The 22,680-nt window shown below is 72.7% G+C and carries 17 protein-coding genes; 5 read left to right on the top strand and 12 right to left on the bottom strand.

The genetic code is table 11. The features are described from left to right. Window positions 1-11: 11 nt before the first annotated feature. Both IO36_RS36745 and IO36_RS36750 read right to left on the bottom strand, forming a co-directional pair. Entirely contained in the window at window positions 12-746 is a 735-nt protein-coding gene (locus IO36_RS36745) for a LuxR C-terminal-related transcriptional regulator (protein WP_037626806.1), read from the bottom strand. After that, window positions 743-2,032 carry an ATP-binding protein gene (locus tag IO36_RS36750; protein ID WP_359027482.1) on the bottom strand — a complete coding sequence of 430 codons (1,290 nt, stop codon included), beginning with the start codon at window positions 2,030-2,032 and terminating at the stop codon, window positions 743-745. Before IO36_RS36750 ends, IO36_RS36745 begins: the two co-directional genes overlap by 4 nt. Window positions 2,033-2,208: 176 nt before the next feature. On the opposite strand from IO36_RS36750, the gene IO36_RS36755 reads away from it, so the two are divergent. Both IO36_RS36755 and IO36_RS36760 read left to right on the top strand, forming a co-directional pair. After that, entirely contained in the window at window positions 2,209-3,591 is a 1,383-nt protein-coding gene (locus IO36_RS36755; RefSeq protein WP_037626810.1) for a PspC domain-containing protein, read from the top strand. Continuing rightward, window positions 3,578-3,787: a hypothetical protein gene (locus IO36_RS36760; RefSeq protein WP_037626811.1), complete on the top strand. Its 210-nt coding sequence runs from the start codon at window positions 3,578-3,580 to the stop codon at window positions 3,785-3,787. Before IO36_RS36755 ends, IO36_RS36760 begins: the two co-directional genes overlap by 14 nt. Here IO36_RS36760 and IO36_RS36765 read toward each other — a convergent pair. The 3 genes from IO36_RS36765 to IO36_RS36775 form a co-directional block, all read right to left on the bottom strand. Beyond that, window positions 3,784-4,308, bottom strand: coding sequence for a DoxX family protein (locus IO36_RS36765; RefSeq protein ID WP_037626813.1), 525 nt, complete (start codon window positions 4,306-4,308; stop codon window positions 3,784-3,786). The genes IO36_RS36760 and IO36_RS36765 overlap by 4 nt on opposite strands. 418 nt (window positions 4,309-4,726) lie before the next feature. Continuing rightward, window positions 4,727-6,088 (bottom strand): hypothetical protein, encoded by a 1,362-nt coding sequence (locus IO36_RS36770; RefSeq protein ID WP_425535570.1) that lies wholly within the window; start codon window positions 6,086-6,088, stop codon window positions 4,727-4,729. Between the two features lie 339 nt (window positions 6,089-6,427). Further along, window positions 6,428-7,222: a class II aldolase/adducin family protein gene (locus IO36_RS36775; protein WP_037626816.1), complete on the bottom strand. Its 795-nt coding sequence runs from the start codon at window positions 7,220-7,222 to the stop codon at window positions 6,428-6,430. A 155-nt stretch (window positions 7,223-7,377) separates the two neighbouring features. Here IO36_RS36775 and IO36_RS36780 point away from each other — a divergent pair, with 155 nt between their 5' ends. Then, window positions 7,378-7,848 (top strand): pyridoxamine 5'-phosphate oxidase family protein, encoded by a 471-nt coding sequence (locus IO36_RS36780; protein WP_037626818.1) that lies wholly within the window; start codon window positions 7,378-7,380, stop codon window positions 7,846-7,848. Between the two features lie 31 nt (window positions 7,849-7,879). Here IO36_RS36780 and guaA read toward each other — a convergent pair whose 3' ends face one another. Then, window positions 7,880-9,460: a glutamine-hydrolyzing GMP synthase gene (guaA, locus tag IO36_RS36785; RefSeq protein ID WP_037626819.1), complete on the bottom strand. Its 1,581-nt coding sequence runs from the start codon at window positions 9,458-9,460 to the stop codon at window positions 7,880-7,882. Between the two features lie 329 nt (window positions 9,461-9,789). Here guaA and IO36_RS36790 point away from each other — a divergent pair, with 329 nt between their 5' ends. Further along, entirely contained in the window at window positions 9,790-10,074 is a 285-nt protein-coding gene (locus IO36_RS36790) for a chorismate mutase (protein WP_037626820.1), read from the top strand. 513 nt (window positions 10,075-10,587) lie between these two features. Here IO36_RS36790 and IO36_RS36795 read toward each other — a convergent pair. Next, a complete protein-coding gene (locus tag IO36_RS36795) occupies window positions 10,588-11,790 on the bottom strand; it encodes a hypothetical protein (protein WP_037626822.1) in 1,203 nt (400 codons plus the stop codon). Window positions 11,791-12,002: 212 nt separating this feature from the next. Here IO36_RS36795 and IO36_RS36800 point away from each other — a divergent pair, with 212 nt between their 5' ends. After that, window positions 12,003-12,995 carry an LAETG motif-containing sortase-dependent surface protein gene (locus tag IO36_RS36800; protein ID WP_037626824.1) on the top strand — a complete coding sequence of 331 codons (993 nt, stop codon included), beginning with the start codon at window positions 12,003-12,005 and terminating at the stop codon, window positions 12,993-12,995. 112 nt (window positions 12,996-13,107) lie between these two features. Here IO36_RS36800 and IO36_RS36805 read toward each other — a convergent pair whose 3' ends face one another. The 5 genes from IO36_RS36805 to IO36_RS36825 all read right to left on the bottom strand — a co-directional run bounded on the left by IO36_RS36805 (window position 13,108) and on the right by IO36_RS36825 (window position 22,604). Then, complete coding sequence (locus IO36_RS36805) at window positions 13,108-15,015, bottom strand: GMC oxidoreductase (protein WP_078943675.1); 1,908 nt, start codon at window positions 15,013-15,015, stop codon at window positions 13,108-13,110. Between the two features lie 69 nt (window positions 15,016-15,084). Further along, window positions 15,085-16,773, bottom strand: coding sequence for a succinic semialdehyde dehydrogenase (locus IO36_RS36810; protein ID WP_037626826.1), 1,689 nt, complete (start codon window positions 16,771-16,773; stop codon window positions 15,085-15,087). 216 nt (window positions 16,774-16,989) lie between these two features. After that, window positions 16,990-18,573 carry a serine/threonine-protein kinase gene (locus tag IO36_RS36815; RefSeq protein WP_037627444.1) on the bottom strand — a complete coding sequence of 528 codons (1,584 nt, stop codon included), beginning with the start codon at window positions 18,571-18,573 and terminating at the stop codon, window positions 16,990-16,992. 649 nt (window positions 18,574-19,222) lie between these two features. Beyond that, entirely contained in the window at window positions 19,223-20,863 is a 1,641-nt protein-coding gene (locus IO36_RS36820) for a serine/threonine-protein kinase (protein ID WP_037626828.1), read from the bottom strand. A 106-nt stretch (window positions 20,864-20,969) separates the two neighbouring features. Then, window positions 20,970-22,604: a serine/threonine-protein kinase gene (locus tag IO36_RS36825; RefSeq protein ID WP_037626830.1), complete on the bottom strand. Its 1,635-nt coding sequence runs from the start codon at window positions 22,602-22,604 to the stop codon at window positions 20,970-20,972. Window positions 22,605-22,680: the final 76 nt, after the last annotated feature.

Consider the following 22,680-nt stretch of genomic DNA (forward strand, 5'->3'; position numbering starts at 1 on the left):
AGCACCCCGGGTCACACCAGCCGGCGCGCCGTCGCCCAGCGGGTCAGCTCGTGGCGGTTGGAGAGCTGGAGCTTGCGCAGGACGGCCGAGACGTGCGACTCGACCGTCTTGACGGAGATGAACAGCTGCTTGGCGATCTCCTTGTACGCGTACCCCCGGGCGATGAGGCGCAGGACCTCGCGCTCGCGCTGGGTGAGGCGGTCCATGTCCTCGTCGACCGGCGGGGCGTCGGTGGAGGCGAAGGCGTCGAGGACGAACCCGGCGAGGCGCGGGGAGAACACCGCGTCCCCGTCCTGGACCCGGAAGACCGAGTCCACGAGATCCGTGCCGGTGATCGTCTTGGTCACATATCCCCGGGCGCCGCCGCGGATCACGCCGATCACGTCCTCCGCGGCGTCCGACACGGACAGCGCGAGGAAACGGACCGGCCGCTCGGCGTCGGCCATCAACGGGGCGCAGCGGCGCAGCACTTCGACCCCGCCGCCGCCGGGAAGGTGGACGTCCAGGAGGACGACCTCGGGGCGGGTGGCGGTGATGACCGTGACCGCCTGGTCGACGTCCGCGGCCTCGCCGACCACCTCGACGCCGGTCCGCCCGGTCTCCCCGATCTCGGCCTGGACGCCCGTACGGAACATGCGGTGGTCGTCGACGAGCACGACGCGCACCCGGCGCCCGCCCTCGGCGCCGGCCGCGGGGGTCTCCCCGGCCGAACCGCCGGACTCCACAGGCTCGTTCGTGTCGCTCATGACGTTTTCTCCGCCCTCTCCATCTCCAGCTCGACCTCGGTGCCGCCGTCCGGTACCGCGCGCAGCCGCGCCGTACCGCCGTTGCGCTCCATGCGGCCGATGATCGATTCTCTGACGCCCATGCGGTCGGCGGGTATCGCGTCGAGGTCGAAGCCGGGGCCGCGGTCGCGGACGGACACGAAGACCGTCCTGCCCTCGACTTCGGCGTAGACCTGTACGGCGCCGCCCTCGCCACCGTACTTGGCCGCGTTCACCATCGCTTCCCTCGCGGCCTGCATCTGCGCGGTCAGCCGGTCGTCGAGCGGGCAGTCGCCCACGACGACGACCTCGATGGGGACGCCGTGCTTGTCCTCGACCTCGGCGGCGTGACCGCGGACCGCCTCGGCGACGGTGTCCGGCTCCTCGTCCTCCTCCTTGCCGCTGCCGTCCGGTTTGTAGAGCCAGGCCCGCAGGTCGCGCTCCTGGGCGCGGGCCAGGCGCCGCACCTCGTTCGCGTTCTCCGCGTTGCGCTGGATCAGAGTCAGGGTGTGCAGCACCGAGTCGTGGACGTGGGCGGCGACTTCGGCCCTCTCCTGCGCGCGGATGCGCATCAGGCGCTCCTCGGACAGGTCCTGGGTCATGCGGATCAGATAGGGGCCGGCGAGCAGCGCGATGCCGACGAGGACCGCGAGGGCCGCCTGCAGCACCGAGCCGAGATGGGCCGCGGAACCCTGGAGGACGAAGATCCCGGAGACGCCGGCGGTGACGAGCAGGACGCCCGCCGCGGACCGCAGGAGCGTGAGCGTGCGGCGCCGGCGTCCGACCTCGGCCCAGCGGGCCCGCCGCGCGTTGTCCGCCTGGCGCCAGACCAGGGCGACGCCCGCGCCGACGAGGACCGTCGGCCACAGGTACGCCTTCGTGCCGCCGCCGAGGTTCACGTTGCCGACGAAGACCATGGCCACGACGACCATGAGGAGGAGGGCGACGATCTGGCCCTTGTCCGGCTTGCGGGCCACGAGCCGGCGCCGGCCGTCGGGCGAGGTCTCGGTGGTGAACGCCGGGGTGCGGCCGGAGCCGACGCCGCCGACGCCGAGCGGTACGAAGAACCAGAACGCGGCGTACAGCAGAGCGCCCAGACCGTCCGCCATGAACAGGCCGGCGAACACCAGCCGCACCCAGACCACGGGCAGGCCGAGGTGCCCGGCGAGCCCGCGCGCCACACCACCGAGCCAGCGTCCGTCGCTGCTGCGGTAGAGCTTGCGCGGGGGCCTCGGGTCGTCAGTGGGCAGGACTGCGGCTTCCGGCATGCCACCGATGTTCACACGCCCGGCGTACCGGAGCATCAGGGTCGCCCCCGGATACTCCCCTGATCTTCACGAATCGGCGTTCGAACGGTCCCCGCCCCCGACTCCGGGCGGATATCAGGGTTCGGCCAGGGTCATCCCGACTGCCGCCGCGCCGCCCCGCCCGTCACCATGGACGCATGACAGATCAGCAGCACGCGGCGGCGGGCCCGGACCCGGACACCGCTCCGGGCGACGAGCCGCGCGCTCCCGGGGAGCCGGCCACGGCGGGACGGGCGGACGCCGACGGCGTCGCCCCCGCCGGCGTGCCGCACAGGTTCCGGCGCGACCGCCGGCAGAAGGTGCTCGGCGGGGTGTGCGCGGGGCTCGGCCGGCAGTGCGACATGGACCCGGTGATCTTCCGGATCGTGCTCGCGGTGCTCGCCGCGACCGGTGGCATCGGCCTCATCTTCTACGGCTTCGCCTGGCTCTTCGTCCCGTACGACGACGAGGAGGAGAACGAGGTCCGCAAGCTGCTGACCGGCCGGGTCGACGGCCCCGCGCTGACGGCCGTGCTGTTCGCGCTGGTCGGCTGCGGAGTGTTCCTGTCCATGCTGAAGAACGGCAGCGTGCTGACGTTCGCCGTGGTCCTCTCGCTGCTCCTGGCGGGCGCGGGCTACTGGTCGCAGAACCGCGGCGCCGCGGACCCGGACCCGCTGGCCGCGCAGGCCGCCGCGGACGCGCCGCCCGAGGCGAAGGCCCCGCCCGTCCCGGACTCCTATCCCTCGTGGTGGCGGGACCCGATCGTCAAGGACGGTTCGCACGTCGGCGGCACCGGTTACATGTGGGGTCCCGTGGAGACCCGCGACCGGGACGTCGCCGCCGCCCTGAACATCGCCCGCGGCACCTCCCGCCCCGACCCGCGCACGGAACGCTCGCGCGGACCGCGCGGCCCCCGCCCGATCGGCGGCCGGATCTTCCTGCTCGCGCTCCTCGCGGGCGGCCTGACCACCGGTGCGAACTGGCACGGCCACGCGCTCGGCACCAGCCTCCAGGCCGGACTGGCCGCCGCGCTCATCGTGTTCGGCCTGGGGATCGCCGTGAGCTCGTTCCGCGGCCGCACGGGCGCGGGCACCGTCTTCCTCGCGGTGATCACGGCCGGACTCCTCGCGGCCTCCGCGGCCCTGCCGAAGGACATCGGCACGCACTGGGTCCGGACGAACTGGACCCCGGCGACCGCGGCCGACGTCAGGCCGAGATACGACCTGGGCACGGGCGTGGGCACGCTCGACCTCAGCAGGATCGATCTCGCCAAGGGGCAGACCCTGAAGACGAGCGCCGAGGTGGGCGCCGGCCGGCTGAAGGTGATCGTCCCCAAGGACGTGACCGTGCGGCTGACCGCCGAGGTGGGCGTCGGGGACATCCAACTGCCGGGCGACGACAAGAAGGACGTGGACGTGGCACCGGACAGGCACGAACAGGCGACCCTGCCGCCGGCGGCGGGCGTCGAGAAGGGCGGCACCGTGGATCTCGATCTTCAGGTCGGCGTCGGCCAGGCGGAGGTGGCCCGTGCCACGTCATGAGTTCCAGCCCGGAAAGCTGGTCGCGGGCCTGTTCCTGACCGCCGGGGGCATCGCCTACGCCGGTGACGCGGGCGGCTGGTGGGAGACCGAGTGGTTCGCCATCATCCCCGTGGTGTTCGTCGGCCTGTGCCTCGCCGGAGCGGCGGCGTCCGTGAACCACGCGGTCCGCAGACGCCGGTCGAGCCGGAGCTCCTAGTAGGCACTCCGTTGCCGTCGCCGTCGGCTGATCACGGCGTCCAGCGACCAGTAGGACGCGCCCGCCAGCACGAGCGGGGTCCAGCAGAACAGGTACGGGAGGTCGTTGCCGTAGTAGTACGGGTCGGACGCCCAGCTCACGGTCAGCCACAGGCTGAGCGAGATCAGCGCGCCGCCGAGGGCGGCGAGGCGGGCCAGCAGGCCGATCAGGGTGCCGATGCCGACGGCCAGTTCACCGAAGGCGATGGCGTAGCCGAAGCCGACGGGGTTCTTCAGGGACAGGTCGACGAGGGCGGGTATGGCGGAGGAGTCGCGCACCGCGCGCATCATGTCGCCGATCGAGCCCGAGCCGGAGTCCTTCATGAAGGCGCTGTTCGTGAGTTTGTCCAGGCCGGCGTAGATGAAGGTGACACCCAGGAAGACCCGCAGTGGCAACAGGGAGTAACGCGTGGCGATCTCCCGCCAGCCGCGTCGCTCCTCCAGATACTGGGTGTGAGTATCCGTCCGCATACCGTGAGTCATGGTTCTCCGCCACCTCTCAGCCGCGTGTGGTTGACCACTCACCAGACCATACGTACGAATCGGTTCCCCGACTCACCCCCGGGAACCCCTTTTCCGCCCCGCGACCTCCCCACTTCCCCCAGGCCCCGGTCCCCCCAACCACAGCCTTCTTCCGCCCCCTCCGCCCCTACCCGTCCCGTACCGGGGGCTCCGCCCCAGACCCCCGCTCCTCAAACGCCGGAGGGGCTGAAAGTCACGCCAGTGAGGGACGGAACCCAAACCACAGCGCACCCGCACCCGGGACTCGGCGCGAGGGGCCGTGCCGGTACATCGATGCCCGTCGCCACTAACGTCCACATCTCTGTCCAACGGCGACGGGCTGATGCACCGGCACGGCCCCGACCCACCCACCGGCCGGGACCCGGCGCCGCACGGACGGTCAGTCGGTCACATCGATCTCGTACCGGTTCGTCTCGACGCCCGCCGCCGTCACCACCTGCACCTCCACCCGCCCCGGCTCCACATCCACCGGCACCGGCACGACCAGCACCGCGTCCGTCGGATTGCTGAACCCCCCGGACACCGGCACCAGCGGCACATGCACATGCACCGCCCCTATCCGCACGACCATCCGCGACAACCGGTCAGCAGCCTGCGCCCCCGCCGGCACGAACCCCGCCCCGCGGATCTCGATGTCGTCCCCGGTCCGGATCGGCGCGTCCAGGTCACCCGCCTCACGGGACCGGACCACGGAAAGGATCACCGGCCGCCCGCCCTCGGCGTACTTCCCGGCGAGATACGTCGCGGCAGAGACCAGCACCAGCAGCGCCAGCCCCCACGGAAGATCGGGCAGCTGCGCGGGCCGCCGGGCCAGCCGGACCACGGCGAAGACGAGCGCGACCCCGTTGATCACGACGTACTGGATGTCGGCGAACGCACCCCGCCCGGAGTCGTCGGTCAGCAGATCCGCGGCCCGCGGCCGGTCCGCCCGGACCTTCTGAAGCCGCTGCCCCAGCACCCTCAGCCCGACCACCCGCCGCACCAGCACGGCGACCCCGCAGACGACAGCGACAACGGTCACGACCCCGGCCGCCCGGGCGAGCTCGAGCCCGGCGATGAGCTCGTCCCGGCGCCCGTGCGCCGAGGCGACCGCCAGCTGCCCCACCAGCACGAGCACCGCGTACGCCACGAGCAGCACCCAGCCGGCCGCGACCGCGCGGGAGGTGGAGAGCCGGTTGTCCTCGCCGATGACCGGCGCGAGGGCCCCGCCCCGCGCCCGGTGCAGCCGCGCCGCCCCGCTCACCAGTCCGGCCAGGACGACCGCGGCCAGCAGCCCCGCGGTCCGCGCGGCCGTCCAGCCGGTCCCGATCGCGGTGAGCGCCTGGACGAGCAGCAGGACGAGGACGGCGGCCCATACGGTGCAGGCGGTGTAGCGCCACAGCCGGCCCAGCCATGCTCCGCCCTCCAGGCGGGCGCGCTCGGACACGAGGTCCGCGGACTGGGTGAGCTCGTCGGAGACCCACTGCCGGGACGCGGAGGCGGAGTGCGCGAGACCGGCGGGCAGCCCCTGCCCGGCCGCCAGCGCGTCACGCTGGGCGAGGAACGCGGCGACGGCCCGCCGGTGCCCCGTACGCGCCCCGTGCGGACAGTCCCCGCACGTGCAGCTGCCCTCGTGGCCCCCCGGTCCCCCACCGGGCTCGCCGCCCGGACCGCCGCCGGACACACCGCTCCGCCCGGTGCCCGAACCGGCCCCCGGTCCGGCACCGTGCCCCGCACCGTGTCTCGCCTCCTGCACCGCCACGCCCACTGCCGCCCTTCCCGCGCCGGAAATGAATCCGTAAAGCCGTTGATGTCATGAATATCCGGCTGCCGCGCCCCCACCCGACAACTCTCCTGTGATGACAGCGAATTGTGCCGTACGAAGCGGGGCTCCCATGCGCCAGGTAGACCCCGTACGAGTGAAGTAGGCGCCCCCGCATTGACCAAACCACAACCGACCGGCACCAGGCCCCGGCGGCCTGCCCCTCCCCGACGCACCGCCCCCCCCACAACCACCCAGCAGCCCGACGGAGCAGATCGGCCCGACAGCAGATCGGCCCGACAGCGCATCGGCCCGACGGAACAGCTCGCCCCCGCGCCCCTAGCTCAGCAGATCCGGCTCGGAGCGGCTGATGTCCTGCCACAGCGGCTGGTAGTTGATCCACGCCACCAGGTCCCCGCCGAGCTGCTCACGGGTGGCGGCCGCCTGTTTGTGGTCGATGAGGACGGGCCGGCCCGCGGCCTTCGCGGTGAGCTGGACCTGACTGGACCGCTCCATGGACAGGAACCACCAGGCCGCCGCGTCCACCGAGTCCCCGACGGTCAGCAGCCCGTGGTTGCGCAGCACCAGCGCCTTGCGGCTGCCCAGCGCGGACGCGATCCTGCGCCCCTCCTCGGCGTCGACGGCGACCCCGGAGTATGCGTCGTAGAGGGCGTGGTCCTCGTAGAAGGCGCAGCTCTCCTGGGTGATCGGGTCGAGCAGGTCGCCGAGGGCGGCGAGGGCGCGGCCGTGCACGGAGTGGCAGTGGGCGACGGCGACGACGTCCGGGCGGGCCGCGTGGACCTGTGAGTGCACGGTGAACGCGGCCTGGTTCACGTGGTAGCGACCCTCGATCACCTGCCCGTCCTGGTTGGCCATGACGAGGTCGCTCACGGTGACGTGCTTGAAGGGCATGCCGAACGGATTGACCCAGAAGCAGTCGCTGTACTCCGGGTCGCGTGCCGTGATGTGCCCGGAGACGCCGTCCTCGAAGCCGAGCCGTCCGAACAGCCGCAGCGCGCCGGCCAGCCGCTCCTTGCGGTGGCGCCGTTCGTCGTCGGTCGACTCGTGCATCGGCGGCATGGCGAAGCGCAGCTGGTCGGTGGGGCGGGGCAGCGGCGGAGTGGGCCCGTGCATCTGTCCTCCAGCACTGGCGTGTTCGGTACGAGCGGAAGTTACCCGGGGTCAGCGCAGGAGAACAGGGGTGTTCGGGGAGAGAAAAATCAGGCCGGACGACGGACACGGGCCATACCGGACAGGAGATGTCGGGTATACCCGCCAGACTCGGGGCCATGAACTGGGCAGCGCTCTCCACCACCGAACCGGACCTCGCCGGCACCGTCGAACGGCGCTTCGGCGCCTTCACCCATCACGTCCTCGCGACCCTCCGCAAGGACGGCTCGCCCCGCACCTGTGGCATCGAGGTGCGCTTCCTCGGCGGTGAGCTGTGGCTCGGCATGATGCCGGACTCGCTCAAGGCGCTCGACCTGCGCCGCGACCCGCGGTTCGCGCTCCAGGCGAACCCGGGCGCGGGCACGGACATGGGCGGCGGCGACGTACGGATCAGCGGGCGGGCCGTCGAGGTGGGTGACGGCGATCCCGCCAAGGCCGTGTACGTGAAAGAGGTGGAACCGCCGGAGCCGTTCCACCTCTTCCGCACCGAGCTGACGGAGGTCACACGGACCTACGTGGAGGACGACACGTATCTGGTCGTCCAGGTCTGGAAGCCCGGCGTGCCGGTGCGCACGCTCAAGCGGACCTGAGGCGGGAGGGCCGCTCCCGCCGTCGGGAGGGCTACTCCCACTCGATGGTGCCCGGGGGCTTGCTCGTCACGTCGAGCACGACGCGGTTGACGTCCGCGACCTCGTTCGTGATGCGGGTCGAGATCTTCGCCAGCGTCTCGTAGGGCAGCCGCGACCAGTCGGCTGTCATGGCGTCCTCGCTGGACACCGGACGGAGCACGATCGGGTGGCCGTAGGTCCGGCCGTCGCCCTGGACGCCGACGCTGCGCACGTCCGCGAGCAGGACCACCGGGCACTGCCAGATGTCACGGTCGAGACCGGCGGCGGTGAGCTCCTCGCGGGCGATGGCGTCGGCCTGGCGGAGCAGGTCCAGACGCTCCTTGGTCACCTCGCCGACGATGCGGATGCCGAGGCCGGGGCCGGGGAACGGCTGGCGCTGGACGATCTCCTCCGGCAGGCCGAGCTCCTGGCCGACCATCCGGACCTCGTCCTTGAACAGCTTGCGCAGCGGCTCGACGAGCTCGAACTCCAGGTCCTCGGGAAGACCGCCCACGTTGTGGTGGGACTTGATGTTGGCGGTGCCGGTGCCGCCGCCGGACTCGACGACGTCCGGGTAGAGCGTGCCCTGGACCAGGAACGCGACGTCCTCGCCCTCGGCGGCCTCGGCGATGATCTCCGCCTGGGCCTGCTCGAAGACGCGGATGAACTCGCGTCCGATGATCTTCCGCTTCTCCTCGGGGTCCGAGACGCCCTTGAGCGCGGTGAGGAAGCGCTCCTCCGCGTCCACGACCTTCAGCTGCACGCCGGTCGCGGCGACGAAGTCCTTCTCGACCTGCTCGGTCTCGCCCTGGCGCATCAGACCGTGGTCGACGTACACACAGGTGAGCTGCGAGCCGATGGCCTTCTGCACGAGGGCCGCGGCGACCGCCGAGTCCACGCCGCCGGACAGACCGCAGATCGCGCGCTTGGTGCCGACCTGCTCGCGGATCAGGGCGACCTGCTCGTCGATGACGTTGCCGGTGGTCCAGGACGGGGTGAGACCCGCGCCGCGGTACAGGAAGTGCTCAAGCACCTGCTGGCCGTGCGTGGAGTGCATGACCTCGGGGTGGTACTGGACGCCGTAGAGCTTCTTCTCGTCGTTCTCGAAGGCGGCGACCGGGACGACGTCCGTGGAGGCCGTGACGGTGAAGCCCTCGGGGGCGGCGGAGCAGGCGTCGCCGTGCGACATCCACACGGGCTGCTCGTCCGGGGTGCCCTCGAACAGGGTCGAGCCGGACTTCGAGACGTGCAGCGGGGTGCGGCCGTACTCGCGGGCGCCGGTGTTGTCGACCGTGCCGCCGAGGGTCGTGGCCATCAGCTGGAAGCCGTAGCACATGCCGAAGACGGGGACGCCCGCCTCGAAGATCTCGCGGTCCAGGCGCGGGGCGCCCTCGGCGTAGACCGACGAGGGGCCGCCGGAGAGGATGATCGCGGCGGGGTTCTTGGCGAGCATCTCCCGGACCGGCATGGTGCTCGGCACGATCTCGCTGTAGACCCGGGCCTCACGGACGCGACGGGCGATGAGCTGGGCGTACTGCGCACCGAAGTCGACGACCAGGACGGTGTCGGGGGCGGCGGGGGACGCTTCTGGCACGGTCTGCCTTCCGGCGGTGAGCAAAAGGGTGTGTACGGCCGATTCTACCGGGGGCCGCGGCGGGCCCGGCCCCCGCGGGGTTTCCGGCCCCCGGTCTCACCATCCGAACCGGCTTGGCCGGCCCGGCCGCGGGCGTGCATACTGCCGTCATGCTCACGCAGACGACCTTCCTGTTTACCTATGGCAACCGGCCCACCGGCTGCCATGGTCGTGCTGCTTGAGCAACTGACAAGCGACTTCCCAGGCGCCCCGGGCCGACAAGGCCCGGGGCGTCTGCCGTTTCCGGGCCCTGCCGCCCCGGGGCACCCCTTCCGCAGAGGAGCCCCACCATGGCCGACGTACTCGACAAGACCGGCGCGCGCACCGACGAGGCCGCCGATGTGATCACCGGTGCCCGTGAGCGCATCGACGCCCTCGACGACCGGATCATCGGCCTCGTGCAGGAACGGATGGCCGTCTCGGCCGTGATCCAGGAGGCGCGGATCACCTCCGGCGGCCGCCGCGTGAACCTCTCCCGGGAGATGGAGGTCCTCGGCCACTACCGGGACGCGCTCGGCAAGCCGGGCACCGCGCTGGCGATGACGCTGCTCGAACTGTGCCGCGGCCGGATCTGACCGGCACACCCCCGCACGCCGAGCGGTCCCGCCGTCGGCACCCCCGCGCCTCCGGCGGACCCGGCGCACGCACGTACGCATCGCCTGTCACCCGTACGGCGCGCATCCCGGGTGCCGCGGGCTTCGTTTCTTCTGGTGTCCGTGTCAGCCAGGGGCGGGCCCGAAAGAACCACGCGTGGCTTCACTGGAGCGATGAGACGTACGGATCGTGCCGTGCGTCGTGGGACCTCGCTCCAGGTCGTGCGACCGGACGGCAGGGGACAGCAGCCCGGTCGCTGAAGGAAACGGTCGGCCCCGGGGACGCCCGGGGCCGTCCGACGGAACCTCTCCGGGCCGCCGCCCCGTGCGTGCTCCCGCGGGCCGGCGCGCACGCCCGGCGGCCCCTCCCCCGACGCCGCTTCGAGGCACCGGCCCGCCCTGACGCCGGTGCCGTCGCAGGAAGGGCCCCGCGGACACGCGTCCCGCGGGGCCCTTCGCCGTGCCCGGGGCGCGGACGCGGGGGTACGGACGCCGTCAGGTGCGGGACAGCGCCCCGCACTCTCCCGCGGGCGAGTCCCGGATGTCACGGCTGCGGTCGTACGGGTCGGTGGTCGGTCCGGTCGGCGGCGCACTGGTGGACGCGGTCGAGTCGAACAGCGGGTGCAGGAAACCGTCGTGGACGTAGCAGGCCGTGTTGCCGATCTCCTGCTCGTGGCGGCGGATCGTCACCTTGCCCGGCGTGACCCGGAATTTCCCCGGGTTCAGGAAGTCGATGTCGAGGACGCGGCGCACGATGGTGCGCGTCACCTCGTCCGCGTTCCCCTTCGCCGAGGAGACCGGGTAGACGAAGGTGTAGTCGGCATGGATGGCGACGGACCCTTCCTTGCCGGCCTCGAACGTGATCCGGCCGCGCGTCTTGACCACGTTCCCGACCAGGCGCACCTCGCGCGGGTCGAAACGGCTGAACAGGGTGAGCGGGTCGTGCTTCTCGTCCGGCGCGCGCAGCTTGCGTTCGACGTCGTCCATCATGTGGGGCTGCTGGGGGTCGAGGACGGCGATGGCCGCCACGGGGCGCTCGCCGCGCAGGGTCGCCGGGTCGAGGTTGGCCCCGACGAGCAGGTCCTTGGTGTCCCGCAGCGCGGTGGCCACCTGCTTCCTGGTCAGCGCACCGACCGGGGTGGCGTCGGGGACGACGATCGCGTCGGCGCCGTCGGCCCAGCGTTCGGCCGGCGATCCGGCGAACGGCCGCTTCCGGGTGGGAACTTGGGAGGCCTGGGCGGAGGGCGGCGTGGTCGGGGCGGAGGTCTCGGCGGGCAGTTCGGGGCCGGCCGAGGCGGGCGTGCCCGAGCCGCCGAAGAGGTGGCCGGGGAGCAGGGAGGGCTTCATCGCGACGACGGCCACGGCGACCGCGAGCGGGACCCCGAGGAACGCCCACACCCTGCGGCGGCGGGCGGCCCGCCGGTCGGCCTCGTGCCGGGTGGGGCCCGTCCGCCAGCCCTCGGGCTGCACGGCCGGCCGCGCGCCCTTCCTGCGGATGCCCCGGCGGGAGGCCTGCTCGGCCTCCCGCTGGTCCTGCAGGCGCAGCCGTTCCGTCACCATGCGGGCACGGGCGGAGGGTTCCTTGGGCGCCGAGGCGCGGATGTCGCGTTCACTGTCGCGCGCGAACCGCTCCCACACCTCGTCAGGAACCGTCGGCTCACCGGCTTCCCCGGACTGTTGATCAGACACGAGCACCATTTCTAGGCGGCTCGAACGGACGTGCGCAAGCCGGACATCGATGTGACCCAGCCCACATAAGAATTGCGTGAGGTTCAGGACAACCATTTCCGGGCTCCGCCGGTCTCCTCTGCAGAACCAACGGCCACATCCGCGCCCCCACGCGGCGGCCTCACCCACAAACGCCATAATCGCGCCGCGAGTTCACGGCGCACTGGACTTCCGAGGTCTTCATGAAGCTTCGCCGTGCCATGGCCACCGCGGCCGCGACGGCTGTCATAGCCCCGCTCGCGTTGCTGTCGGTCGCGCCGGCCGCGTTCGCGGAAGAACCGTCCCCGAGTGCGAGCGTGTCCGAGTCCGCCACCGAGTCGGTGTCGCCGAGCCCGTCCGAGTCGGACCCCGAGCCGGGCAACTCGGCCTCGCAGTCGGCTCCCGCGCCGAGCACCTCCGCCTCCGCCCCGGCCCCGAGCGGTTCCGCCTCGGAGTCGGCGCCCGCGCCGAGCACCTCCGCGTCGGCCTCGGCGTCGGCGTCCGCGTCGGAGTCCCCCGACCCCGAGCCCTCCGAGTGCTCGGACTCCAAGGTCGACGTCTCCATCACGGGCCTGGCCGGCAAGATCGCGGCGGGCAGCGGATGGCACAAGTTCTCCCTGAACGTCCTGAACAACTCCGACTCCACCCTGAGCGACCTCGGCTTCTTCGCCGGCGCGTCCTCGGACAAGGCCGGCGAGAACCTCTTCGAGAGCAAGAAGGTCCAGCTCCAGGCCTACAACCCGGACGACAAGGTCTGGGAGGACGTCGACTCCGAGGGCTACGCGGTCGGCTACGTCGGCTACACGGACGAGCTGAAGCCCGACTACGAGGTCGACATCCCGCTGCGCATCAACGTGCACTCCAACGCACCGGTCGGCGCGGGCTTCTCGCTGGGCGCCAGCATCTACGGCGACGCCGACGCGGAGTGCACCGGCTTCGGCGAGGTCGCGTACAAGTTCCAGATCGTCAAGTCCGGCACGGACACCGACGGCACCAAGCCGCAGGAAGGCGGCAAGGTCCCGGTCTCGGACAAGCCGGCCGACAAGAGCAACACGCCGCAGGTCGACGGCAGCCTCGCCGAGACGGGCTCCAGCTCCGCGCTGCCGATGATCGGCCTCGCGGGCGGTATCGCCGTGGTCGCCGGTGCCGGTGCGCTGGTCGTCGTCCGCCGCCGCAAGTCCGGCGCGAACGCGTAACACCGCGGTGGGACCCGGCCTCCGCCGGGTCGCTCCCGTACGAAGAGAAGGACCTGCGCTCGGAGGGGGGCGCAGGTCCTTCTTCGTGCCGGACCGCAGTCCGCGCGGCGGGCTACTTCTTCGGCGGTACCGACGGCATGCCGAGGAACGGCAGCCGCAGCGCTCCGAAGGCGTCCGCGGGGACGGCGGGGTGGTGCGGCTCGACCGCCTCGAGCCGCTCGTACGAGGCCCCCGGCTCGGGACGCGGATCGGCCTCGCCCTTGTTGGGCCAGAACGACATGGCCCGTTCGGCCTGCGCGGTGATGGTGAGCGACGGATTGACGCCGAGGTTCGCCGAGACGGCGGCACCGTCGACGACCGAGATGCCCGGGTGGCCGAAGAGCCGGTGGTACGGGTCGATGACCCCCTCGTCGGCGGCGGCGCCGATCGGGCAGCCGCCGAGGAAGTGCGCGGTGAGCGGGGTGCCCATCAGCTCGCCGACGTTGCTGCCCGGGAAGCCGTTGATCTCCTCGGCGAGCGCCGAGGCGGCCCTCGAAGCGGCCTCGATCTGCTTGGGGTTGGGCGCGCCGTGTCCCTGACGCGCCGTCAACAATCCCTTGCCCGCGCCCTTCGGCTTGAGATAGGTCGTCAGCGAGTTGTCGAGGGACTGCATCACAAGACCGATGATGGTGCGTTCGGACCAGCGGCGGTTGGACAGCGAACGGAGCACGAGCATCGGGTGCCGGGCCGCGTTGGCGACCCATCCGGCCACCCTCGACGAGCCCTCGGCGTAAGGGACTTGGAGGATGGACATGCCGCCCATCGCGTTGGATCCCTTGCCGTAGCGGACGGGTTCGATGTGGGTGTCCCCGTCCGGGTGGACGGAGGAGGTGATGGCCACGCCCCGGGTGAAGTCGGCCTTCGTCCCGTGCGCCCGGCGGTAGCGGCGGTCGTCGGTCTGCGCGCCCACCAGCGCCTCGGAGTTGGTGCGGGTCAGCTCGCCCAGCCGCTGCGAGAGGTACGGCAGCTGCCCGCCGGCCTTCATGCGGTGCAGCAGCGTCTGGGTGCCGTAGGTGCCGGCCGCGAGAACGACCCTGCGGGCGGTGAACGTCCGTCCCCGGCCCTTGCGCCGGTCGTCCGTCGGCAGGGTCTGGACCGCGTAGCCGCCGCGCGAGTCGTCGGTGACGGACACGACGGTCGTCATGGGATGGACGACGGCGCCCGCCTTCTCGGCCAGGTGGAGATAGTTCTCGTTGAGGGTGTTCTTGGCGCCGTGACGGCAGCCGGTCATGCACTCGCCGCACTCGGTGCAGGCCTTGCGCGCGGGCCCGACACCGCCGAAGTACGGGTCGGCGACCTCCTCGCCCGGCTTCGCCCCGGCCTTGCCGTCCGCGTCCTGCCCGTCGCCGAAGAAGACGCCGACGGGGGCCATGTGGAAGGTGTCGCCGACGCCCATCCGCTCGGCCGCCGCCTTCAGGTGCACGTCCGACGGGGTCATGGTCGGGTTGAGCCGCACGCCCAGCATGCGCCGCGCCTGGTCGTAGTACGGCCGCAGCTCCTCCTCCCAGTCGGTGATGTCCTTCCACTGGGGGTCCTCGAAGAACGGCTTCGGCGGTACGTAGAGGGTGTTGGCGTAGTTGAGGGAGCCGCCGCCCACGCCCGCACCGGCGAGCACCATGACGTTGCCCAGCAGATGGATGCGCTGGATGCCGTACATGCCGAGCCGCGGGGCCCAGAGATAGTTCTTGAGGTCCCAGGAGTTCTTCGGGAGCGTGTCGCGGGTGAAGCGCCGGCCGGCCTCCAGGACACCGACCCGGTACCCCTTCTCCGTCAGCCGCAGGGCGGTGACGGAGCCGCCGAAGCCGGAGCCGACGACCACGACGTCGTAGTCGTAGTCGTGCTGGTCGGCGTCCCCCGCGACCTGGTCCCGGGTCGCGGGCTCCTGGTCCGGCGTCGCGCCGGCCGCCGCGGCCGGCACCTCGGGGACCGCCTCGTCCGTTCCCTCGTCCGGCTGTTCCTGGACAGAGTTCTCCTGTGACACGTGCCGCTCTCCTCGTCGAGAACCGGTTGGGATGCGTGGGGCGTTGGCGCGGGCCCGCGAGGGGACGCCCTACCGGAGCCGGATCGCCTTCATGACCTTCAGGCTCCGGCTCATGAACGCCGCGTACTTCTCGTCGTCCATGCCGAGGGACGGCGCCATCGGCAGCAGCCGCTGGTGGGCGACGGTCTGCGCCTCGGTGTACTTGAGGATGCCCTCGGAGCCGTGGCGGCGGCCGAGGCCGGAGTCCTTCATGCCGCCCATCGGCGACTGGACGCTGCCGTACGCGGGCGCGTAGCCCTCGTTGACGTTGACCGTGCCGGTCCGCAGCCGGGCCGCGACGGCACGGCCGCGCCGCCCGTTCTTCGTCCAGACGGAGGAATTGAGGCCGTACGCCGTGGAGTTGGCGCGCTCGACGACCTCGTCCTCGGTCTTGAAACGGTAGACGGAGACGACCGGCCCGAAGGTCTCCTCGGCGCAGACGGCCATCGGGGCCTCCACTCCGTCGAGGATGGTGGGCTCGTAGAAGTAGGGGCCGATGTCGGGCCGGGCGACACCGCCGGCGACGACCCGGGCCCCCTTGGCGACGGCCTCCTCGACGTGCCGGGTGACGGTCTCCAGCTGGCGCTCCCCGACCAGCGAGCCCATGTCCGCGCCGTACGCGAGGGACGTGCCGAGGCGCAGCGCCCGGGTCTTGGCGGCGAAGCGCTCGATGAAGGCGTCGGCGACCGACTCGTGGACGAACAGCCGCTCGATGGAGATGCACAGCTGGCCGGCGGAGGAGAAGCACGCGCGGACGGCGCCGGCGGCGGCCTTCTCCAGGTCGGCGTCCTCCAGGACCACCATGGCGTTCTTGCCGCCGAGTTCCAGGGACACGCCGACCAGACGGGCGGCGGCGCCCTGGGCGACCTCGCGGCCGGTGCGGGTCGACCCGGTGAAGGAGACGTAGTCGGCGTGCCGGACGATCTCGGGTCCGACGACCGGGCCGTCGCCGATGACGACCTGGAAGACCTCCGCGGGCAGACCGGCCTCTATCAGCAGGTCGCGCGCCCACAGGGCGGTCAGACAGGTCTCGGTGTCGGGCTTCATGACGACCGCGTTGCCCGCGACGAAGGCCGGCAGCGCGTCGCCGACCGACAGCTCCAGCGGATAGTTCCAGGGCGCGATCTGCCCGACGACACCGCGCGGGTGGCGCAGCTCGGTGACCTTGGTCAGCGTGGGCATCGCGCCCGCGTGGCGCTTGGGGCGCAGGTAGGAGGGCGCCTTGAGTCCGTAGTGCCGTGCGGCAACGAGGACGGCCTGGACCTCCTCGTGGGCGTGCAGCCGGGTCTTGCCCGTCTCCAGCTGGACGAGGTCGAGGACCTCGGCCTGGCGGGCGAGCACGAGGTCGTGGAAGCGCAGCAGGACCGCGGCGCGGCGCCGGACCGGGGTGGCGGCCCAGGCGGCCTGGGCGGCGCGGGCCCGCTCGAAGGCCTTCTCGACATCCTCCGGGGTGGACTCGGGCACGTCGGCGAGCTTCTCGCCGGTGAACGGCGTGTGGTTGACGGTCCGCCCGGACCCGGCCACGCCCTTGGTGAGCTGGGCGACGAGCTCGGGGGTGACCACGTCGGCGGCGGTACGGGCGCCGGCCGGGGCGGCGGCGCGGGGGTTGGTGCCGAGTGCGGCCGGCGCGGCGGCCGTGCCGACCGCCGCGTCGGTGCCGGCCGTCTCTTCGGCGCCGGTGCTGTCCGTGGCCTGCTCAGCGGCCTGCGAGTCCGTCATGAGCCGCAGGGTATGCCCCCTCGCTCCCTTTGGGTACCCGTCGGTAATGGCCTTTCACGGAGTACTCACACACTGCCAGTGATCACTGGCAGCAAATGCGCTGATCAGGGCGTTGTCGGTCCGACGATCACCGGGGGATCGTTTTTTCGGTGGCGGTCCGGTCGACCGGGAGGATGAGGGCCGCCGCCCGTCACGGGGTACGGCCCTCCCGGCCGGTCACGGGGTGTCGATGTCCAGGTTGGCGATCGCGGCCTCGGCGACCTCCCTGCCGCGCGCGGTGAAGTCGCCCTTGCCCGGATAGGCGACCGTGAGCCGGTACATGTCACCAGCCTTGGATTTGTAGTAGAAGAACCTCACCTCGCGGGGGCGGGGGTTCTGGCTGTCGTCGGTCTTGTAGACCACCGTGTTCTGAGCGGACTCCCTGCCGCGGTACGTCGTCCTGGCGTCCGGCGCCGTCCGGGGGCCCGCCGGCATGTTCAGGGCGTAGGCGCCGCTCGCCTTGAACTCGCCGTCGTCCGCGTACATCTCGGCCCGTGCCGAGTCCTTGATCTCCTTGGCCGCGTCCTCGGACTTCCTGGCGAGGGTCAGTCCGATCGAGATGCTCCCGCTCGGGTCGGTGTACGTGACCCAGTGCCCCTTGTCCGACGCCCGGTCCGGCGTCCCCTTCTCGTACTCGGCGGGCACCGCCAGCGTCGCGGCGACGTCCGCCACGTGCCGCTTCCTCCAGCCGTCGGGGAGCGGACCGGCGAACGGGTCCGCGATCACCAGGTAGGCCCCCACCGCGGCCGCGACGACCACCGCGGCGGCCGAGGCCGCGAGGCCGATCAGGGTCCTGCGGCCGATCCGGATGCCGCCGGCGGACGGCACGGCTCCGCCGGGGCCCGTGTCCCCGGCCCCCACGACCCGGGTCGGCGCCGGGGCCGGCGGCCGGGCGGCCTCTTCCAGCAGCCGCCGGACCTCGGCGGCCGCGGGACGGTGGGACGGTTCCTTGGCGAGCAGTCCGTTGATCGCCTCCGTGAGTGGCGCGCCCGCCGAGGCGGGCGCCGCCGGGGTCGCGTTGAGGACCGACTGGAGCGTGGCGGGCGTGTTGCTCCGCCGGAACGGCGAGACGCCCTCGGTGGCGGCGTAGAGCACCACGCCGAGCGACCAGAGGTCGGAGGCGGGACCGGGGCGCACGCCGAGCACCCGCTCCGGGGCGACGTACTCGGGCGAGCCGACGAAGCCTCCGGTGTCCGTCAGGCTCGTGTCGCCCTCGATCCGGGCGATCCCGAAGTCGGTGAGCACGACGCGGCCGTGCGGGCCGAGCAGCACGTTGTCGGGCTTGACGTCCCGGTGCAGGACGCCCGCCGCGTGCGCCGCCTCCAGGGCGCCGAGGACCTCCAGGCCGACGCGGGCGGCCTCGCGGCTCCCGAGCGTGCCCTCCTTGAGGGCGTCGCCCAGCGAGCGGCCCCGCACCAGCTCCATGACGATCCAGGGCCGGCCGTCCACGACGGCGACGTCGTGGACGGTCACCACGGCGGGGTGGTCGAGCCGGGCGGCGGCGCGTGCCTCGCGCCGCATCCGCTCGTGGGCGTTGTCCCGTTCGCGCTCGGGAAGGTGGTCCGGGACCCGGGGCTCCTTGACCGCCACCTCGCGGTCCACGGTCTCGTCCCGGGCCCGCCAGACCGTGCCCATGCCGCCGTGTCCGAGCCGCGCCAGCAGGCGGTAGCGCCCGGCGACGAGCCGGCCCGCCCCCGGCTCGTCCGAGGACACCGGCGCGGGAGAGGACACCGGCGCGGTCGCGTCGGTCCCGGCCGGCACAGGGCCGGACGCCGGGAGGGTGGCACCGGGCGTGGCGGTGGCGCCGGGTGGGACGGTGGCACCCGGCGAGACGGTGACACCCGGCGAGGTGGTGACGCCGGGCGTGGCGGTGGCACCCGGCGACGCGGGGACTCCGGGCGCGGCGGCGGCAGCGGACGTGGCAGTGGCGGCGGGCGTGGCGTAGGGGTTGCCCGGGTGCGGGACGGCGACCGGGATGCGCGGATCCCGGTCGGGCCCGACGGCCGGATGCGGTCGGCCCCGCCCGTGTCCCTCCGCCGGCCGTCCCGGCGCCAAGCCCTCCGCCGGCCGTCCCGACGCCGGTCCCTCCGCCCACCGTCCCGACGCCTGACCCTCCGCCGGCCGTCCCGGCGCCTGGCCCCGTACCGGCTGCTGCCCGGGTACCGGGGTTTCCGCCGGCCGGTCCGGCACCACGGCCTCCGGCGGCAGCTCCCGTGTCACGGGTCTCGGCGGTTGCAGACTGAAACTCGTAGGCTCGTCGCCCCGGTGAGGGACTCCCCCGTCCTCGCTCATGCGTCCATCTGTATCGCGGCGGACGCCACGTCAACCAGCCCCTGCGCCCACCGGTCACAGACCCGTGACGCGGGCACTCCTCGTCTCCCGCTTATCTCCCGTTTTGCGCGGTCCCCCGTCACGAGACGGCGAACGTGTCCACGGCGACGTCGAAGTACTCCTTCGCCTCCGTCACCCGGCCCACCGGCGCGGAGACCCAGACGTCGTACATCCGGCCGCCCTGCTCCCAGCACAGGTCGTAGGTGTGCCGGGGGCCCTCCGCCGTGCTGAAGCCGTTCCAGGTGAACTCCCAGAGGGCGGCGGTGTGTCCGTCGTGCACCGTGCGGGCGACCGTGCCGTCGCGGTAGCCGGGGTTGTTGGCCGGTCCGGAGGCGTCCGAGCGCCGCATCACGCCGAGCGGGCCGCCCGGCGCGGGATCGGCGACCTTGATGCCGATGCGGAAGGTGTCCCCCGGCGACATGTAGAAGATCCGCTCCCCCTGCGGGTCGCGGGTGAAGCCGTGGGGCACGGCGAGCGAGAAGCCGTTCGCGTCGGAGGCGATGCGGTAGCCCGAGGGCGCGGTGCGGGCGCCGCCGGACGGTGTGCGGTCGCCGGTCACGGTGACCGTGGGCCCGGCCGCGGTGGGCGGCGCCGACCGCGGGCCGGACGCCGGGGCCGCGGAGGAGGAGGTGCCCGGGGTGCTGGGCGTGTCCGACGCGGCGGGTCGCCCGTCCCCGCCGCCCACCAGCAGCGCGGCGGCGGACACGCCCGCGCCGGCCATCGCCGCGACCAGCGCGGCGGCGACCAGGATGCCGCGCGTGGACTGCCGGGCCGGGGGGTTCGCCGCGGTGGCGGAGCCGGGCGAGGGTTCCGGCGCGGGCCTGCGCAGGGACACCTTGGGCACGTCCCGGCGCGTCGGCGTGTACGGGACCAGCAGCCGCGGGGTGCGGCCGGTGTCGCGGTAGGCGCGCAGCATCCGCTCCGCCTCCGCCGCGTCGAGTCGCCGCTCCGGATCGCGCTCCAGCAGTCCGCGGACGACGGGCAGCAGCGGGGCGGCCTGGGCCGGCGGGCGGATCTCGTCGACAACGACGGCGTGCAGGATGCCGCCGAGCGAGTCGCGCCGGAAGGGGGACGCCCCGCTCAGCACCGCGCACAGCAGCACGCCGAGCGACCACAGGTCGGACTCGGGGCCGGTGCGGGCCCCGGCCATCCGTTCGGGGGCGGTGTACTCGGGCGAGCCGACGAACGCACCGGTCTCGGTGAGCGTCGTCGCGCCCGCGACCTGGGCGATCCCGAAGTCGGTGAGCACGACGCGGTCGGTGCCCGCCTCGACGAGGACGTTGGCGGGCTTGAGGTCGCGGTGCAGGACCCCCGCCTCGTGGGCGCGGCGCAGCGCGCCGAGCAGGTCGATGCCGATCCGGGCGGCCTCGCGCGCGTCGACCGGACCGTTCGCGGAGATCCGTTCGGCGAGGGAGCCGCCGTCGATCAGTTCCATGACGATGTACGGGCGTTCGTCGTCCTCGACGACGTCGTGGACGACGATGATGTGCGGGTGGTGCAGCTGGGCGACGGCCCGGGCCTCGCGCAGGGTGCGGTCGCGCTGCTGCCGGGACTCCTCGCCCGAGAGCGAGTCGTCGAGGCCGAGCTCCTTCACCGCGACCTGGCGGCCGAGCAGTTGGTCGGTGGCACGCCAGACGACGCCCATGCCGCCCCGGCCGATCCTGCTCTCCAGCCGGTAACGCCCCGCGATCACACGGACGTTCTCCCCCTCGGTCCCCATGGGTCTCATCATGCCCCACCGGACGAACCCCCTCCGTGGCACCGACCGGCCAACTGTGCCGCCGGCCGAGGACGGCCGGTGGCACGCTCCGGGGTTCGGGCCCGGATCAGCCCTCCTGGAAGCTCCGCAGGATCACGTCGAACTGCTTCTTGGTGGCGGTCCATTCACCGGCCGGCGAGGACTCGTAGACGGCGTACTCGGTGCCGTCGCTCTTCATGTATCCGACGTCGATCGCGTGGTAGGGACTCGCGAAGTAGTGCGGCGGGTCCTGCGCCCGGGCGTCCCACGTGTACTCCCAGCGGGCACCCGGCTGGTCGCGGAAGAGTTCCTCCTTGAGGAGCAGTTGGCTGTAGTCCCGCAGCCGCCCGGCAAGCTTCTCGTCCAGGTTGACCATGTGCTTGTACGAGGAGCTGAAGTCCGGATCGGTGTCGACGGCGACCCGCACGAGGTGCTTGCCGTTGTCGGGTGTGAAGTCGACCTGCTGGAGGCCGTCCTTGTCGATGGAGACGGACCGGGTCCACCCCTTGGGCAGGGAGATGCTGAAGCCCACCGGATCGTCACGGCGTTCCCAGCCCGCGGGGACCCCCTGACCGCCCTTGCCGCTCGGCTTGGGGTCGGCGCTGCGGGTCGAGGATCCGGAGGTGGAGTCGCTGGAGGAGGCGGGGTCGCCGGGACCGCCGAGGCCGCCCGTGCCGAAGTGCTGGAGCGCGATCGCGACACCCCCGCCGACGGTCGCCGCGAGGGCGACCACCAGGGCGAACGTCCGCAACCGGTGCCGCTTGGGCGGAGCGGTCACGGATCCGTAGGACTCCGGCGGATAGGGCGTGACGGAGGCCGTCTGCACACGGGTACCGGTGCCGGTCCTCCGCTCCGGGCCGCGGTACGGCGTCCGCACGGTCGGCGCGTAGGACTGCACCCCGCCCGGCAGCCGTCCCTCCGCCGCCTCGGCGAGCATGTGCTCGGCCTGCTCGGCACTGGGCCGCTCGGCCGGATCCTTGCGCAGCAGCGCGGCGAGGACGGGCGCCAGCACACCCGCGTTGACCGCTTCCGCGGGCTCCTCGTCCACCACGGCCTGCATGGTGCCGATGGGGGACGTGCGGCGGAACGGGGAGCGGCCCTCCACGGCCGTGTAGAGCGTGGCGCCCAGGGCCCAGAGGTCGGAGGACGGGCCGGGGTCGTGGCCGCGGACCCGCTCGGGGGCGAGGTAGTCGACGGAACCGACGATCTCGCCGGTGCGCGTGATCGTCGTGTCGCCCTCGACCTGGGCGATCCCGAAGTCGGTGAGCAGGACACGGCGGTCGGGCGACAGCAGGACGTTGCCCGGCTTCACGTCGCGGTGCAGCACACCGGCCGCGTGGGCGGCGCGCAGCGCGCGCAGCACCCACAGGCCGATCCGTGCCGCCTCGGCGGGTTCGAGCCGTCCCTGCTCCTTGACCTCGTCGGCCAGCGAGTTGCCCTCGACCAGCTCCATGACGATCCACGGCCGGCTGTCGTGCTCCAGCACGTCGTGGATGGTGACGACGGCCGAGTGGTTGATCCGGGCCGCCGCCCGCGCCTCGGCGTGGGTCCGGGCGAGCAGCCGGGCGAGGTCGCTCTCGGCGACGTACAGCGCGGCCGTCAGCTCCTTGACCGCGACGGCGCGGTGCAGCACCTCATCATGGGCGCGCCAAACCCGGCCCATGCCACCGCTGCCGATGGATTCGACAAGCCGGTAGCGGCCCGCGAGGAGCAGGCCCTGCATCTGATTCACGTTTCCCCGCAATGGTCTTGACAGGGTCAGACTAAAGAGCGGTACCCACCCTGGGAACAAGCGGGGT

The organism is Streptomyces aureus, assembly GCF_000725495.1.
Lineage (GTDB): Bacteria > Actinomycetota > Actinomycetes > Streptomycetales > Streptomycetaceae > Streptomyces > Streptomyces aureus_B.